The sequence below is a fragment of the Peribacillus sp. P4_D6 genome (genome assembly GCF_056401795.1).
The window spans coordinates 1-744 of record NZ_JBFUIQ010000379.1; the positions used below are offsets into that span (position 1 = coordinate 1).

Genomic DNA, 744 nt, shown 5'->3' on the forward strand with positions numbered 1-744 from the left:
CGTCTATATTATCAAGGAGCCGATGAAGCCCGGCAACGCCAACATCGTATATACGCCTGACAGGAATACCTAGAGTTTCGGCCGTCACGGCTGCTTCTTCAGCAACAGACAAATCTGATGTCCCGGCGCATACAATTGCAATATATGAATCAACGGATTTCGGCTTTTCTCTAACCCAAGCAAGTGTCCGTGCAATCTCGTTATACTCAAAATCACTACATTCTTTTTGTACAAATACCGCTTTTTCCCGAGAAATACGAGTCACAAGCACGGAATCATTCCTTGTCCGCAGCGATTGGACAATCGTTAAAATTTGTTCAGCTGTTTTCCCTTCCCCAAACACAATTTCGGGAAAGCCTTGTCTCCTTTTGCGATGATGATCGATTTTTACAAACCCTAAATTTTCATAGGATGCAAGTTTTCCCTTCGCTTCCGCAACTGTCAATGAACCCTTTTGAACCTGCTCCAAAATAGCGTCAATCATGACATTTCTTCCTTTTTAAGCGCCATATTCATACTTCCGCTTGTATAGCCCGTGAGATCCATTGATACATACTTATAACCAAATTGCTTCAGCCGTTTTGTGATCGCCGCATGGTATTGAAGCACTCGTGGCATATCATCGGGTTCAACTTCAATTCGGGCAGTATCCTCATGCGTCCTGACTCTTACCTGATGAATATCCAGTGATTTTATGTAAGCCTCTGATTTATCAACTTTGGTCAATTTTTCCCTCGTAATGAT

1 protein-coding gene and 1 pseudogene are annotated in these 744 nt (G+C 42.7%); both read right to left on the minus strand.

All coding sequences use genetic code 11. From position 1 onward, the window contains the following. A partial coding sequence (locus AC1DVB_RS27730; RefSeq protein WP_477592062.1) for an AIR carboxylase family protein occupies positions 1 to 484 on the minus strand: 484 nt, incomplete at its 3' end. Continuing rightward, positions 481 to 744, minus strand: a pseudogene (locus AC1DVB_RS27735) (ATP-dependent sacrificial sulfur transferase LarE); the annotation flags it as partial. The gene AC1DVB_RS27730 and the pseudogene AC1DVB_RS27735, both read right to left, overlap by 4 nt.